Raw genomic sequence first — 14,734 nt, 5'->3', positions numbered from 1 at the left:
TCCGATCACTTCGTCGATGGGACTTTCATGCTCCGGCGCCGCCTCGCTACCTCTACCCTCATCTGTGCATTGCCTTTCGCGCTGGCCGCCTGCGGAGACAAAGCGACATCTGACCCCCGCACCGAAGCACCGTTGGTGCGGGCCGCAGCTGTCGAAGGCGCAAGCTCCGCATCGCGCTCATTTACCGGAACCGTCGCCGCCCGGGTGCAGAGCGATTTAGGGTTCCGTGTCGCCGGCAAGGTATTGGAGCGGCTTGTGGATGCCGGGCAAACCGTCAAGCGCGGTCAGCCGCTCATGCGCCTCGACCCTGTTGATCTGAAGCTGGCGGCCCAGGCACAGCAAGAAGCAGTCGCAGCAGCACGGGCACGAGCGCAGCAGACCGCAGAAGATGAGGCTCGCTACCGCGATCTGCGCGGCACGGGGGCGATTTCGGCCTCGGCCTACGATCAGATCAAGGCCGCGGCCGATGCCGCGAAAGCCCAACTCAGCGCAGCCGAAGCCCAAGCCCTCGTTGCCCGCAATGCAAGTGGCTATGCGGAATTGGTCGCAGACAGCGATGGCGTCGTCATGGAAACGCTCGCCGAGCCTGGGCAAGTGATCAGTGCAGGGCAGACTGTTGTGCGTTTGGCTCGTGCCGGACAACGCGAGGCCGTGATCCAACTGCCGGAGACCCTGCGCCCGGCGATCGGCTCGACTGCACAGGCCACGCTCTTTGGCAAAGCGGGCGTTAGCGTTCCGGCCAAGCTTCGCCAGCTATCCGATGCTGCGGATCGACTCACCCGCACTTTCGAGGCCAGGTATGTGCTCGACGGCGAACTGGGCAACGCTCCGCTGGGTAGCACGGTCACGATCCGGATTGCGAAAGGGCCAGACGCAGCGCAAGACGGTTTGCAGGTTCCCATTGGCTCCATCTTCGATGCTGGCAAGGGGCCAGGCGTTTGGCTCATCAGCGGCAAGCCCGAGAAGGTTTCCTGGCGTGCGGTCACGATCGAGCATTTGGGCGACGATAACGCCCAGATCGGCGGACAGCTCAAGCAAGGCGACCAGATCGTCGCGCTGGGTGCGCACCTTCTTCAAGAAGGCAAACAGGTGCGCGTAGGCACACAAACGGCCGCCACGGGGCAAGGAGCACGTCCGTGAGCGAAGGCCGATTCAACCTGTCTGCGCTCGCCGTGCGCGAGCGCTCCATCACGCTGTTTCTGATCTTGCTGATTACCGGCGCCGGCATTCTTGCATTCTTCCAACTCGGACGCGCAGAAGACCCGCCGTTCACGATCAAGCAGATGACGATCGTTACCGCCTGGCCGGGTGCCACGGCGCAGGAGATGCAGGATCAGGTTGCAGAGCCGCTGGAAAAGCGCATGCAAGAGCTGCGGTGGTACGACCGGACGGAGACCTATACCCGCCCCGGTTTGGCCTTCACGATGGTTTTCCTGCTCGACAGCGCTCCACCATCCGAGGTTCAGGAGGAGTTCTACCAGGCTCGCAAGAAGCTCGCAGATGAGGCCAAGAAGCTACCTGCCGGAGTCATCGGGCCGATGGTCAATGACGAATATGCAGATGTGACCTTCGCGCTCTTTGCTCTCAAAGCCAAAGGTGAGCCACAGCGCTTGCTGGTACGCGACGCGGAAACGTTGCGCCAACAACTGCTGCATGTCCCCGGAGTGAAGAAAGTCAACATCATCGGGGAACAGTCTGAGCGCATCTTCGTGTCGTTCTCGCACGACCGCCTGGCTACGCTGGGTGTCACGCCGCAGGACATCTTTGCCGCACTCAACGGTCAAAACGTATTGACTCCAGCCGGGTCTATCGAGACCAAGGGGCCGCAAGTCTTCCTCCGTGTCGATGGCGCGTTCGACAACCTGGAGAAGATTCGACAGACACCGATCACCGCCAAGGGACGCACGCTGAAACTTTCGGATGTGGCCTCTGTCGCGCGTGGCTATGAAGATCCGGCCACCTTCCAAGTGCGCAACAACGGCGAACCAGCGCTGCTGCTCGGCGTCGTGATGCGCGACGAATGGAATGGCCTCGACCTCGGCAAAGCGCTGGAGGCGGAAGTCTCCAAGATCAATGAAGGTCTCCCCCTGGGAATGTCGCTGACGAAAGTGAGCGATCAGGCCGTCAACATCAGTTCGGCGGTGGACGAGTTCATGGTCAAGTTCTTCGTCGCACTGCTTGTCGTGATGGTGGTGTGCTTCCTCAGCATGGGCTGGCGGGTCGGCATCGTGGTCGCGGCGGCCGTGCCGCTCACGTTGGCGGCCGTGTTCATCATCATGGCGGCCACCGGCAAGAACTTCGACCGCATCACGCTAGGCTCACTGATTCTGGCGCTGGGCCTGTTGGTGGACGACGCCATCATTGCCATCGAAATGATGGTCGTGAAGATGGAGGAAGGCTATAGCCGGGTCGCCGCGTCGGCCTACGCCTGGAGCCACACGGCCGCGCCCATGCTCTCCGGCACGCTGGTCACGGCCATCGGCTTCATGCCCAATGGGTTCGCACGCTCTACCGCGGGCGAATACACCAGCAACATGTTCTGGATCGTCGGCATTGCGCTGGTCGTTTCCTGGGTGGTGGCGGTCGCGTTCACGCCATATCTGGGCGTGAAGATGCTGCCGGACATCAAGCAGGTCGAGGGCGGGCACCAAGCCATCTACAACACGCGCAACTACAACCGCTTCCGGCAGGTGCTGGGGCGCGTCATTGCCCGTAAATGGCTGGTGGCCGTCGCGGTTGTGGGGATGTTTGCTTTTGCCATTCTCGGCATGGGGCTGGTCAAAAAGCAGTTCTTCCCGACTTCCGATCGGCCTGAGGTTCTGGTCGAGGTGCAGATGCCATATGGCACGTCGATAGAGCAAACCAGTGCTGCAACGGCGAAGGTCGAAGCCTGGCTGGCGAAGCAGAAAGAAGCCAGGGTCGTAACGTCCTACATCGGCCAAGGCGCTCCGCGCTTCTTCTTGGCCATGTCGCCTGAATTGCCCGATCCGTCGTTCGCCAAGATCGTGGTGCTAACTGGGGACGAGAAGGAGCGGGAAGCGCTTAAGTACAGGTTGCGCCAGGCAGCGGCCGACGGATTGGCGCCGGAGGCACGGGTGCGCGTCACTCAGATCGTGTTCGGCCCGCCCTCGCCATTTCCTGTGGCCTACCGGGTTATGGGGCCTGACCCTGACAAGTTGCGCGTGATCGCCGCGCAGGTCGATGACGTAATGCGCGCCAGTCCCATGATGCGCACGGTCAACACGGACTGGGGATCGCGTGTCCCTGCCTTGCACTTCACGCTCGATCAGGATCGTCTTCAAGCCGTGGGACTGACTTCCAGCTCGGTGGCCTTGCAGTTGCAGTTCCTGTTGAGCGGAGTGCCGCTTACGGAAGTGCGCGAGGATATCCGCTCGGTGCAGGTGGTAGGTCGCGCGGCCGGCGACATTCGTCTCGATCCTGCAAAGATCGCCGGTTTTACGCTGGTCGGATCGGCAGGACAACGTATACCGCTGTCACAGGTGGGTACCGTCGATGTTCGCATGGAAGCTCCCATTCTGCGGCGCCGTGACCGCACACCGACCATCACGGTTCGGGGCGATATCGCCGATGGGCTGCAACCGCCGGATGTCTCCACGAGCATCTTGAGGCAGTTGCAGCCGGTCATTGCCCAGCTTCCTTCTGGCTACCGGATCGAACAGGCCGGCTCCATTGAGGAGTCAGCCAAAGCCACCACGGCGATGCTGCCGCTGTTCCCGATCATGATTGCGCTCACGCTGCTCGTCATCATCTTGCAGGTGCGTTCGATCTCCGCAATGGTCATGGTATTCCTGACCAGCCCGCTTGGATTGATCGGCGTAGTGCCGACGCTGCTTCTGTTTCAGCAGCCATTCGGCATCAATGCCCTGGTTGGCTTGATTGCGTTGTCCGGCATCCTGATGCGCAACACGCTGATATTGATCGGGCAGATTCACCACAACGAGCAAGAAGGCTTGAGCCCGTTCAACGCGGTTGTCGAAGCGACCGTTCAGCGCACACGTCCCGTGATCCTGACGGCCTTGGCCGCGATCCTGGCATTCATCCCGCTGACCCACTCGGTGTTCTGGGGAACGCTTGCCTACACGCTCATCGGAGGCACGTTCGCAGGAACGGCTCTGACCCTGGTGTTCCTGCCGGCCATGTACTCCATCTGGTTCAAGATCAGGCCAGTTCCTTCGCAAAGCTGATCGACCCCTTTCTCTATCTCATCACCCGACAAGGAACTTCCATGTCAATCTCTAAAGTCGTCGTCATCACTGGCGTGTCATCGGGCATCGGACGAGCCACTGCAATCAAATTCTCCAAGCAGGGATGCCGGGTATTCGGCACCGTACGCAATATGGAAAAGGCGCAGGCAATACCCGGTGTTGCGCTCGTCGAGATGGATATCCGCGATGAAGAATCAGTTCAACGTGGAATCCAGACCATCTTTGCGCAGGCGAAGTGCATCGACGTCTTGGTCAACAGTGCGGGAGGAACCCTGATGGGCGCAACTGAAGAAACGTCAATTGCGGAAGCCCAGACATTATTCAACACGAACCTCTTTGGCCTCTTGCGCATGATCCAAGCGGTGCTGCCGTATATGCGCGAACAACGTTCCGGTCGCATCGTCAACGTGAGTTCTGTGCTGGGCTTTCTGCCTGCACCATATATGGCGCTCTATTCGGCATCCAAGCACGCCGTCGAAGGGCTGTCCGAAACCCTGGATCACGAGGTGCGCCAATTCGGAGTGCGCGTCACACTTGTCGAGCCATCGTTTACCAAAACCAACCTGGATCTCAATGCACCGCAAACCGTGTGCAAGATCCCCGACTACAGCGAAGAATTCGGCATCGTCTCCCAGGCCATTCAGAAGAGCGTCCAAAAAGCTCCCGAGCCCGATGGTGTCGCTGACACGATCGTGGATGCCGCTTTGGGCTCCTGGAAGATGCGCCACACGCCCAAGGGCGAGGCATCGCTTCTGGCCAAGCTCCGCCGCTTCATGCCCGCCGGCCCGGTCGAGAAGGGCCTTAGAAAAACGTTTGGTCTGGTCTGAAGTCCCCCTCCCCCATCAACTCGCAGTACCGACTCCAGCTCTGCGGGGACGGGACCTCGAATGGCCGCGATAACCTCTCTGGTACCCAACCGGCGGCTGCCATTGCCAACCCTTCGAGACAAGTCCAACGACGCTGGGAATGTTTTTGAAAACCGTGAAGAAGAGAGATATGGAAAACAGCCAGGCAACATTTACGTGGGAAAAGCAGCAAGCAGAGGCGAATAGGCGCATGCGTGCAGGTGGTGGATCGGCCGGTATTGCCCGGATGGAGCAACTGGCCGGTAAGAGCGGACGCCAGATTCTTGAGGCGATGATGTCCGGCAAGTTGCCATATCCGCCGATGAATGAAACCGTGAACATGACGCTGTTGGATATTGGCGACGGCTATTCCGTGTTTCAGGGCATCCCGCTGCTACAGCATTACAACCCGCTAGGAACAGTGCATGGCGGTTGGTTTGCCTCGTTGCTGGACTCAGCACTTGGCTGTGCTGTGCACTCCACGCTACCCGCCGGGCGCTCATACACTACTGCCGAACTCAGCATCAACATCGTGCGGCCCGCTTCACACAAGACTGGCCCCTTGCGGGCGATCGGCAGGCTGATCCACGGCGGTGGGCGCATTGCCACGGCCGAAGCCCGCGTCGAAGATGAGCTAGGCAAGCTGTACGCCCACGCGACAACAACCTGCTTTGTCTTTGACGTAGCCGTCATGGAGTAAGCGAACTACCCCGCCAGTGCCGCTCTAGGGCCGCGCGCGCCCGCGCCCTGCTACTCTTGAGAAAGGAAAAGACGGTAGCCCCCAATGGCCCCTTGCACCAGTGGCTGACGCAAACAGCCCTGCGCGCCACGCCCATGCTGGGCCTGCTGCAGCGGTTTGGCCATCTGCTCGAATCAGAGCCCTTGCAGGGCGCTGCCAGCCAGCAATTGGCCGCCCGCCAACTGCAGGACACGCTGGCCGTGGCCCTGGACCAGTCGCCCGACTATGCCGCCTGGGCCGAGGAATACAGCATGGCGGCCGTGCGCCTGCGAGCCGTGCGCGCCGACATCGCCTCACACCTGGCCACCAGCCGCCTAAGCCTGGCCTGGCTGGCCGCACGCCAGGGCATATCGGCCCGCCAGCTGCAGCGCGTGTTGGCATCGGCGGGCACCAGCTACGAAGAGACCTTGCGCCACACCCGCCTGCAAGCCGCCCGAGCCATGCTACAGGAGCCGCGCAACGCGGGCATGAGCATTGAGGCTATCGCGCATGCCTGCGGGTTTTCCGAGGCGTCGACGCTGAGCCGGGCATTCAAGCAGCACTACGGCATGCCCCCCGGAGAGGCAAGATGGAAGCTGGGGGGGAGGTAGCTCTTCCCTAGATCCACTTCAGGCTGATCTGAGACATTTGGCTTTGCCTTTTCAAGGTTCGCAACGACCGATTCCGTCCCCTGGACTGCCCCTAGTCCGCCCTATCCTCCTCTCAGGTCAACTCACACGAGAACGTCGCAAGCCAGCCGCGGCGAATCCTGCCACTGTGAACGAGAGCAGCATCAGCGCCCACTGACTCAATGTGGGAATCGGCTTCACTTCGCGTGCGATCACCGTCTGCGTATACACGGTGCTCGTTGTGGCGGGATAGTTGGCATCACCTCCATAGCTCGCCACGAGACTGTGCTCTCCCAAAGTCTTCAATTGCGTGGTGGTAATGGACGCCACTCCGTCCACCAACGTGGCTGAACCTAGCGATGTGCCTCCATCGGTAATCTCAACATCCCCAGTGGGCATAGCAATCACCTTGGTGCGTAGCGCCATGCTTGGCGGAACCTCCAGCGTGACCGACACCGTGAACGTCACCGACTGACTAGGGAACGAAGGATTGACGCTGGAGGTGATGGTCACCCCAGAGTTACCTTGACCAATGGACACCATTTGCTGCGCCTGCGGCGCATCGCTGTAATTGGCATTGCCCTGTTGGTTCGCATTGATGGTGCAGGTGCCCACGGCCTCGAATGTGACCGTGCTTTCAGAGATGGTGCAAATCGATGCGCTGGCACCATCGACCGTGAAAACCACCGTGTTGCCCGACGCCCCGCCCGTGGCCGCAACCGTATAGGTGCCACCAACCTTGGCCTCCGCAGGGGAAGTCGAGGTGAAGCTAATTACCTGCACGCCTTTGGCGATCGACACGTTCTGCTGCACCTGTGGAGCAGCTTCGTAGTTGGTATTGCCCGCTTGGTTGGCCTGAATCGTGCAAATGCCAGTCGCCAACATGGTGATGGTACTGCCATTGGTTCCACTTGAGGAGCAGATGCCAGCGCTGGACGGTGCAATGCTGAAGGTAACGGGCAAGCCCGACGGGCCTCCGGTAGCAGCAACGCTGAATGTGCCGTTCTCGCTGAAAACCGGGCTGGTCGGCGTGGCGGTAATGGCGGAGATAGTTTGCGGCGCTTTCCCAATGGCCACGTTCAATGACACCTGCGCTGCCGCTTGGTAGTTTCCGTTGCCGGCTTGGTTGGCCAGCACAGAACAGGTGCCGCTTGCCAACATGGTGATGGTGCTGCCATTGGTTCCACCTGAAGAGCAAATGCCAGCACTGGACGGTGCAATGCTGAAAGTGACTGGCAAGCCCGACGGACCTCCGGTAGCAGCAACGCTGAATGTGCCACTCGCACTAAAGACAGGGCTGGTTGGCGTAACGACAATGGCCGAGATAGTTTGCGGAGCTTTTCCAATGGGAACGTTCAACGGCACCTGCGCTGCTGCTTCGTAGTTTCCATTGCCGGCCTGGTTGGCCAGCACAGAACAGGTACCGCTGGAGAGCATGGCAATGGTGCTGCCGTTGAGACCGCCAGCCGTACACACGCTGGCACTGGATGCCGCGATGCTAAATACCACTGGCAAGCCCGATGCTCCCCCCGCCGCAGAGACATTGAATGTACCGCCTTGGCTGAACGTAGGGGCGGCGGGAACAGCCGCGAAACTTGTGATAGCCTGGCCGGCCTTGCCGATAGTCAACGTATACGGACGCGAGCCACTAAAGCCATTGTTGGAAGTCGCCTGTACTGAAAAATTGAACGTCCCAACCGCTGTGGGCGTACCAGACAGCACACCTGCACTGGACAGGCTCAGCCCGGCAGGCAATACCCCGGGAGGCGTGGAGAAGGTATAGGGCGCAACGCCTCCATTCACGCTGCTGGCAGTAAAAAGCTGCGAGTACAGGGTGAAGTAGGTGCCCCCAGGTATAGCAGCTGGAGCCACCGTAATTGCTACGGTTGTACAGCTCAACGCCACATTGCTCACGTCCGCGGCAATGGCGGTGCCGCTAGCTGCACTGACTGTGCATAGTTGTCCGGCTGGCGCAGAAAGCACACTGACCGCCCAGTTGGCTCCCACAGGCAGGCGTGTCGCGAAGACATAGGAAGATGCGGCCTGGGCCACTACTACCTGCTGCGTACTGGCAGGGTTGCTTGCCGTCAATTGCAACGTCACCGGACCAGTCTGCCCTGTCGCAGTGCCTCCGACTGCGAACTCGCTGGGAGCAAAGCAGATGAGTGCTGCGCCGTTTCCTGCCTGCACTCCGTTGTTAATAGTGACTGCGGTGAGCCCAGTTGCGCCTGAACTACCGCCCGCACCGCCGCCGCCGCCGCCATTCCAGTTCTGCTGGCAGCTGGTGGTGCCGACGCCAGCACCTCCACCACCAGCTCCGACCGTAGCGCCACCTCCACCGCCTCCGCCAAACCCGGCCCCCGAAAAAGAACCGGAGAAGTTGAAGGAGTCACCGCCGTCGCCATTGGCCGCGTTTCCCGCAGTTGCCGGAAATGAGCCGCAGCCTCCACCAGCAGCGCCACCGGTACCGACCGCGCCCCCACCGCCACCAAACGGGCCTGGGCCACCAGGAACGTTGGCCCCTGCGCCACCCGTCCCCCCACCGCCGACGCCACCGGCGCCACCAGCAATAACATTTGCCGTACTCCAGCCAGCATTGCCACCGCCGCCGCCACCACCAGCAATCGCGACACGATTACCAGGGGTATTGCCACCTACCCGCAAGTCCGTGGCACCGCCGCCTATCCCGTCTACACCTTGACCTACACCACCGGGATTGACCGCTTGCGAGGCTTGCCCGCCGACCCAGATGGAGAGCGAACTGCCAGGCGTGACTGCCAGCGTGCCCCGCACTCTGCCGCCAAGGCCGCCGGTTCCGCCGGGAGAGTTGGGACTGCCGCCGATCGTGCCTGCACCGCTTCGCCCGGCGCCACCTTGCGCCCCGCTGAGATAGACCGTCAGAGAGTGAACACCTGCGGGAACCGTAACCGTTTGCTCCCCTCCCGTGAACCCGAACGCGGCAGGCGTTTCTCCCACTGAGCAACTTTGCGCATTCGCGGAACTCCCCGCAAACAGCATCGAAATAGCAAATACAGAATTTAATAAAACCCGCGCTCTGCTATTTACTGATGAATGAGGATCCCTTAATAAATATTTCCCAAACCTCAAGGGAGAGTTGTTTTTCATGGTATTGGACCCTCATAAGCGCTCCAGCATTGCCAGAGCTCAAATAACTCAATAGGAAGAATAAAGGCATCAACCAATAAGGCCAATCAATTTCAAAATAGAAATGATTTATATACAATGGTACATTTATACTAGTCAGTGCTCGCAAAAATCAGAATCTCCTATGAGGAGCGGTTTTATTTTGTTACGTATTGGGGTAAGTCTTCGTAACGCAAGCAGCGCCGTATGCTCAGATTGGCCGGTAGTCGCAGGCGTGAAGGCTAAGCTTGAAACGGCTTTCGGTCGGCTTTTTTCGTTGAGCCCAAGCCAGGGCACCCATTTGCACGCCGCAATGCCATCGAGAGGCTACGAAGCAACTTCGAACGACTGCGGCCGCTGCAATGCCGCACGCTCATTTCGAATGGTGGGTACAGGCTGGTCTGAGACATTCGGCTGTACCGAATCAAGGTCTGCTGTTTCCAATTCCAGACATTGGCTCAAAAGTTTCTAAGTAAGCCGGGACGATTCAGGCAGTCCAGTCGGTCACGTCAAATCCAGATATACAGTCGCAGCTCTATTGGTGTTTCAGCGAGCTTATTGGAGGCGTTCATACACGACCTTGGGGCTACAATCCCGCCCTTGCCAGGCCTTCGATCATGAGCCTGTAGTTCACTTGGCTTTGACTTGGCAGCCAGCCGAGCGGCGTATCCAAGCAGACGGAAGGCGCGAGCTCTCTCAGGCGTACAAGGGATGCTCCGGCTTCTGCCTGTTTGCCCAGCATGGCCTGGCTGGCAGCAAGTACGGCTTGTGATAACACCATGCCTCGCATCTTCTGTACCGATTTTTGAGCCCAGATCTCCGCTTCGGTAAAATTTCCCAGAAAATAATTCGCCGCAGCCATGCCCGCCTGCATGCGGTAGAGTTCTGGGTCCACGGGACTCAACTGCATAGCACGCATGAACTGCGCCACGGCCTGTTCTGTTTGGCCCTTCCACAAATGGCAGAACGCGCCTAGAAACCAGGCCGAGGCAAGGTTGGGATTCAGCAGTTGTGCACGCTTGAGCAAAGCGATGCCTTCCACGAGGTCACCGGCCAAGTGGCCCAGAACGTGGCCACAGCGCGTCAGTACCTCCGCATCGTGGGGACCGAGTTCGGCAGCCCGGCGCGCCCACTCAATGCCCTCTGCCGTTTCCACGGGAGCATCCCGCATCCAGTCATTGATCTTGCGCCAGCAGTGGCACCATGCCGCCATCGCATATGCTGATGCAAACTCGGGGTCGCAGGTGCACGCCTGCAGGAACAATGGCTGGGCCTGCTCTATGGCATCGCATGTACCCCGGTGCAGATAGGCCATGCCCCGCAGGTAATAGTCGTAGGCATTCAAGTTTTCCGTGGGCTTGAGCCGTGCGCGCACGATTTCCGCCTGCTCCACCTGCGGCGCAATGGCACCTACGACGCTATCCGCGATTTGGTCCTGGAACTCGAACAGGTTGGTCAGCACCCCTTCGAAACGGTCGGCCCAGCAGGTCGCGCCGGTTGCGGTATCAATCAAGTGTCCGCTGATACGGACCCGGTTGCGCACCTGTCGCCAACTGCCTTCCAAGACATAGCGCACGCCAAGCTCACGTCCGATCTGCTTCACGTCGACGTTGCGGTTCTTGTAGGTAAAGCTTGAGTTGCGCGCCACCACGAATAGCCAGCGATAGCGTGATAACGCGGTGATGATGTCTTCGACCACCCCATCGGCCCAGTAATCACGCTCGGAGCCATGGCTCAAGTTGGCAAAGGGCAAGACCGCGATCGAGGGTTTGTCACTCAAGCCCGCCTCATTCGAGCACAGGTGGATTGCTGCCATTGACCCAGCAGAGGGCGCAGGGTCAACGGGCGTTTCGATCGTTGCGACGAACCGAAAGCCTTTGCGTGGAATGGTCTTGATGATGTGCTGTCGCTGGCCATCGTCTCCCACCGCCATGCGCGCGGCATTGATATGACTGGCGATCGTGGATTCGGAGACGATGCGTCCGCCCCATACCGCGTCTATCAACTCATCACGCACGACGACACGATCGCGTTGGCTAATCAAATAGACCAGCAAGTCGAAGACTTTGGGTGTCGCCGCCACCGGCTGGGATGCGCGATACAGCTCACGGCGTTCCAGATCCAGCGTGCAGTCAGCAAAAACGCATTGCATTGGGATTTCCTATACGGAAGTGGACGGTTTCATGCCCATCTGGCGCTTGGGATGCGGCAAGGCGTCTTGGATGGAAATACAAGGTATCGACAAAGCGGCCGCTGTGGTTGGAAATGATAATTTTTCCATGGTTTTTGACCATAAAACGCTTGAGTAAAGGATGGGATATGAAAGTCGTTGTGATCGGAGGCAGCGGGCTGATCGGCTCGAACGTGGTGGCACGGCTAAGCCATGCTGGGCATGAGGTGGTGGCAGCGTCGCCCAAGCACGGTATCGATGTGATTTCCGGCCATGGCCTGGCTGAAGCACTCCAGGGGGCGCAGGTTGTGGTGGACGTCGCCAACTCACCGTCCTTCGAGAAGGAGGCGGCAATCGCTTTCTTCCAAACGGCAGGACGCAATCTGCTGGCGGCCGAGAAAGCGGCCGGCGTCGAGCACCATCTGGCGCTATCGGTTGTGGGAACCGAGCGTCTGCAGCAGAGCGGCTATTTCTGCGCAAAAGCGGTCCAGGAAGCACTGATCGAGGCCTCTCCGATTCCGTATACCTTGCTGCGAGCCACGCAGTTCTTTGAGTTCGTCGGCAGCATCGTTGATCAAAGCACGATCGGAGACGAAGTGCATATTTCTCCGGCACTGATACAACCCATCGCGGCCGACGATGTCGCCGCTGCTCTGGCTGATCTGGCTGTTGGAATGCCAGTCAACGGCATGGTGGAAGTTGCTGGCCAGGACCGAATCCCCATGGATGAACTGGCGCGCAAATACCTTGCGCAACGCAACGACAGCCGCAAGGTCATCGCCGACACCCGTGCGCGCTATTTCGGCAGCGAACTGGATGACCACACGCTGACTGCTGGCGAAGGAGCCCGCCTCGGACCGACCCGCTTCAATAACTGGCTTGCCAGCGCCATCTCCAAGACCTGAGCGGTGTCACGCCTACTTTAACTGGACCCAAGGAGAAAGCACATGACGCAACGCATCAATTACCAGCAGCAGTCCCCGGAGCTATTCAAGAAGCTGGTTGAGCTCGGTCTGCTGTTGAAAAAGTCTTCGATCGAAGAATCCATTCACGACCTCATTGACATCCGTGCTTCGCAGTTGAATGGCTGTGCGTTCTGCGTGGACATGCACGTGAAAGAAGCCACGATGCACGGCGAGCGCGCATTGCGCCTGCACCATGTCGCCGTATGGCGCGAATCCAATCTGTTCTCGCCGCGCGAGCGCGCAGCATTGGCATGGACCGAAGCGCTGACCCACCTCTCGCCACATGGCGTGGGCGATGAGATCTACGAAAAGGTACGTACCCAGTATTCAGAAAAAGAATTGTCCGACCTGACCTTTCACATCATGTCAATCAATGCATGGAACCGCGTGAATGTCGGCTTCCGCATTCCGCCAGGGATTTACGACAAGGCGTTTGGCGTGGACAAATCGGGGCTGGCCTGAGCTGCAATCTGAAGGAGTTTCCCCATGCGAGTTTTTAAGTACCTGGCCTTGGCGCTGCTGCTGACCGGTGGCGTTGCCCAAGCGCACGAATTGCAAGATGCCAAGGTGACACAGGTATTGAGCAAGGCGCTGACCGACCACCCGGGCAAGGAAGTCTCGATCATCACCGTCGATTACCCGCCGGGCGGTGTCGACCCTGTCCATCGTCACGATGCGCATGGCTTCATCTACGTACTGGAGGGATCTATCGTCATGGGCGTAAAAGGCGGAAAAACAGTCACGCTGAAGCCCGGCGATACGTTCTATGAAGGTCCAAACGATCTCCACACAGTCGGCAGGAATGCGAGCGCTACCAAGCCTGCGAAGTTTTTGGTCATGCTCGTGAAAAACCAGGACGCACCAATTTTGATCCCGGTGGAGCAGTAGTTTCCAAGTGGCCACGAGGTGCTTGCTCGGCAAGGCCCATCTCAATTTGATTTAAAGGAATGCATTCAATGAGCAAGACCATCCGCAATGTGCAACCGGTGACCGCCAATCTGGGCAAAGAAGGCTCCGCCGAATTCGTGCCTGCCCGCTACGCGGTGCGCATCGGCGATGTCGATGTCGCGCTGATCAGCGACGGTATTTTGCCGCTCCCAACCTCCACCATGTCCACCAACGTCAGCGAAGCTGACCGCAACGAATGGTTTGATGGCAGATTCCTGCAACGCGATATGTTCGATTGGGCGCTGAATATCGCGCTCGTGCGCAGCGGCGAATGCTTGATCCTGATCGACTCGGGTGTCGGCGACGGGTTCGAATACTTCACTCGTGCGGGTCGCTCGGTGATGCGTCTGGAGTCTGCTGGTATCGACTTGGCTGCGATCACCGATATCGTGATTACGCACATGCACATGGATCACGTCGGCGGGTTGAACGTTGAAGGGGTCAAAGCGAAGCTGCGCCCCGACGTGCGTATTCATGTGTCATCTGCGGAAGTGAAATTCTGGGAAAACCCGGACTTCAGCAAGACGGTGATGCCGGCGGCGGTGCCTCCCGCGCTCCGCAAAGCGGCAGCAAGATTTGTGGAACTCTACAGTGAGAACATCATGCAATTCGATCTGTCCGTGGAGATTGCAGCGGGTGTGTCGGCACGGGTGACGGGAGGACACACGCCGGGGCATTGCGTCGTGGACGTCGACTCGAACGGCGAGAAGCTGACGTTCGTCGGCGATGCGATTTTCGAAGTCGGGTTCGACCATCCGGAATGGCAAAACGGCTTCGAGCACGAGCCTGAAGTGGCCACAGCCGTGCGAATGAGATTACTGAATGACGCAGCTGAATCCGGAGCCCTGCTGGCCGCAGCGCATGTTGCATTTCCATCCATCGGACATATTACGAAGACCAGTCAAAACTTCCGTTTCGTGCCGGTGCAGTGGGACTACTAATGGGGTGCCCCAAAGTGGACCGGCAACCCGAATTTCGTACCAAGGCAATAGAGAAGCCGCGCAAATGAGACGAAGGGCTCCCGCTGTGAAGGCGGCTCCAGGCTGATCTCAGCCATTCACATGTCAGCTCGTAAATGACCGCGCCCGC

Annotated in this window: 11 protein-coding genes; 9 read left to right on the top strand and 2 right to left on the bottom strand. The window is 59.4% G+C overall.

The genetic code is table 11. The annotated features are described in order from the left end of the window. Positions 1–27: 27 nt before the first annotated feature. The 5 genes from ACYVKR_RS24250 (at position 28) to ACYVKR_RS24230 (ending at position 6,400) form a co-directional block, all read left to right on the top strand. A complete protein-coding gene (locus ACYVKR_RS24250; RefSeq protein WP_460483539.1) occupies positions 28–1,140 on the top strand; it encodes an efflux RND transporter periplasmic adaptor subunit in 1,113 nt (370 codons plus the stop codon). Then, entirely contained in the window at positions 1,137–4,205 is a 3,069-nt protein-coding gene (locus ACYVKR_RS24245) for an efflux RND transporter permease subunit (RefSeq protein ID WP_460483538.1), read from the top strand. The genes ACYVKR_RS24250 and ACYVKR_RS24245 overlap by 4 nt, the downstream gene beginning before the upstream one ends. Before the next feature lie 41 nt (positions 4,206–4,246). Then, positions 4,247–5,053 carry an oxidoreductase gene (locus ACYVKR_RS24240; RefSeq protein WP_460483537.1) on the top strand — a complete coding sequence of 269 codons (807 nt, stop codon included), beginning with the start codon at positions 4,247–4,249 and terminating at the stop codon, positions 5,051–5,053. Positions 5,054–5,192: 139 nt separating this feature from the next. Then, entirely contained in the window at positions 5,193–5,771 is a 579-nt protein-coding gene (locus ACYVKR_RS24235; RefSeq protein WP_460483536.1) for a PaaI family thioesterase, read from the top strand. Positions 5,772–5,863: 92 nt separating this feature from the next. After that, positions 5,864–6,400: a helix-turn-helix transcriptional regulator gene (locus ACYVKR_RS24230; RefSeq protein WP_460483535.1), complete on the top strand. Its 537-nt coding sequence runs from the start codon at positions 5,864–5,866 to the stop codon at positions 6,398–6,400. 117 nt (positions 6,401–6,517) lie between these two features. Here ACYVKR_RS24230 and ACYVKR_RS24225 read toward each other — a convergent pair whose 3' ends face one another. Together ACYVKR_RS24225 and ACYVKR_RS24220 are read right to left on the bottom strand one after the other, a co-directional pair. Next, positions 6,518–9,544, bottom strand: a complete 3,027-nt coding sequence (locus ACYVKR_RS24225; protein ID WP_460483534.1) for an IPTL-CTERM sorting domain-containing protein — start codon at positions 9,542–9,544, stop codon at positions 6,518–6,520. Positions 9,545–10,148: 604 nt separating this feature from the next. Further along, positions 10,149–11,714, bottom strand: coding sequence for a winged helix-turn-helix domain-containing tetratricopeptide repeat protein (locus ACYVKR_RS24220; protein ID WP_460483533.1), 1,566 nt, complete (start codon positions 11,712–11,714; stop codon positions 10,149–10,151). A gap of 167 nt (positions 11,715–11,881) precedes the next feature. On the opposite strand from ACYVKR_RS24220, the gene ACYVKR_RS24215 reads away from it, so the two are divergent. The 4 genes from ACYVKR_RS24215 (at position 11,882) to ACYVKR_RS24200 (ending at position 14,586) form a co-directional block, all read left to right on the top strand. Next, the gene (locus ACYVKR_RS24215; protein WP_460483532.1) at positions 11,882–12,637 is read left to right on the top strand and encodes an SDR family oxidoreductase; all 756 of its coding nucleotides are present in this window, start codon (positions 11,882–11,884) and stop codon (positions 12,635–12,637) included. A gap of 42 nt (positions 12,638–12,679) precedes the next feature. Next, positions 12,680–13,159 carry a carboxymuconolactone decarboxylase family protein gene (locus ACYVKR_RS24210; RefSeq protein WP_460483531.1) on the top strand — a complete coding sequence of 160 codons (480 nt, stop codon included), beginning with the start codon at positions 12,680–12,682 and terminating at the stop codon, positions 13,157–13,159. 24 nt (positions 13,160–13,183) lie between these two features. Continuing rightward, complete coding sequence (locus ACYVKR_RS24205) at positions 13,184–13,585, top strand: cupin domain-containing protein (protein WP_460483530.1); 402 nt, start codon at positions 13,184–13,186, stop codon at positions 13,583–13,585. 68 nt (positions 13,586–13,653) lie between these two features. Continuing rightward, a complete protein-coding gene (locus tag ACYVKR_RS24200; RefSeq protein ID WP_460483529.1) occupies positions 13,654–14,586 on the top strand; it encodes an MBL fold metallo-hydrolase in 933 nt (310 codons plus the stop codon). Positions 14,587–14,734: the final 148 nt, after the last annotated feature.

The sequence above is a fragment of the Comamonas humi genome, from assembly GCF_054782535.1.
The sequence above is the reverse complement of the archived record's forward strand: the minus strand, read 5'-3'. Positions and strand labels throughout refer to the sequence as shown.

Excerpts from the sequence above, each read along its gene's own strand:
- ACYVKR_RS24205 (WP_460483530.1), top strand. The coding sequence starts at position 13,184 with ATGCGAGTTTTTAAGTACCTGGCCTTGGCGCTGCTGCTGACCGGTGGC.
- ACYVKR_RS24250 (WP_460483539.1), top strand. The coding sequence starts at position 28 with ATGCTCCGGCGCCGCCTCGCTACCTCTACCCTCATCTGTGCATTGCCT.
- ACYVKR_RS24215 (WP_460483532.1), top strand. The coding sequence starts at position 11,882 with ATGAAAGTCGTTGTGATCGGAGGCAGCGGGCTGATCGGCTCGAACGTG.
- ACYVKR_RS24220 (WP_460483533.1), bottom strand. The coding sequence starts at position 11,714 with ATGCAATGCGTTTTTGCTGACTGCACGCTGGATCTGGAACGCCGTGAG.
- ACYVKR_RS24210 (WP_460483531.1), top strand. The coding sequence starts at position 12,680 with ATGACGCAACGCATCAATTACCAGCAGCAGTCCCCGGAGCTATTCAAG.
- ACYVKR_RS24225 (WP_460483534.1), bottom strand. The coding sequence starts at position 9,544 with ATGAAAAACAACTCTCCCTTGAGGTTTGGGAAATATTTATTAAGGGAT.
- ACYVKR_RS24240 (WP_460483537.1), top strand. The coding sequence starts at position 4,247 with ATGTCAATCTCTAAAGTCGTCGTCATCACTGGCGTGTCATCGGGCATC.
- ACYVKR_RS24235 (WP_460483536.1), top strand. The coding sequence starts at position 5,193 with ATGTTTTTGAAAACCGTGAAGAAGAGAGATATGGAAAACAGCCAGGCA.
- ACYVKR_RS24200 (WP_460483529.1), top strand. The coding sequence starts at position 13,654 with ATGAGCAAGACCATCCGCAATGTGCAACCGGTGACCGCCAATCTGGGC.